This is a genomic window from Nocardia cyriacigeorgica, from assembly GCF_010858045.1.
Classification (GTDB): domain Bacteria; phylum Actinomycetota; class Actinomycetes; order Mycobacteriales; family Mycobacteriaceae; genus Nocardia; species Nocardia cyriacigeorgica_E.
The window spans coordinates 1-326 of record NZ_JAAGVC010000225.1 but is presented as its reverse complement, the minus strand read 5'-3'; the positions used below and the strand labels follow the sequence as shown (position 1 = coordinate 326).

1 pseudogene is annotated in these 326 nt (G+C 68.7%); it reads left to right on the top strand.

The features are described 5' to 3' along the window. Window positions 1-326 (top strand): annotated as a pseudogene (locus GV790_RS29475) (SDR family oxidoreductase); the annotation flags it as partial.

The following is a 326-nucleotide window of genomic DNA, read 5'->3' as shown; positions in this document are numbered from 1 at the left end:
TACTACTTCTTCCCCGCGATCGCCTCGCTCGGTGGACTGCCGGCCGAGCTGCCGATCCCACTGCCGGATCTCGGTGCGACCAATGTCGTTCCGGTCGACTACGTCGCTTCCGCCATGGTCGAGCTCGTGCGTCGGCCAGGGCTGGACGGGCGCACCTTCCACCTGGTGAATCCGCGTCCACAGCCGTTCGGCGAGATCTACGGCGCCCTCGCGACGGCCGCAGGCGCTCCCGCGGGTGTCGGACTGCTGCCAGGTAGCCGACGCGCACTGAGCGGTCTGTCGCATCTGCCCGGTGTGCCGACGGTCCGCGATTTCCTGCTCGAACG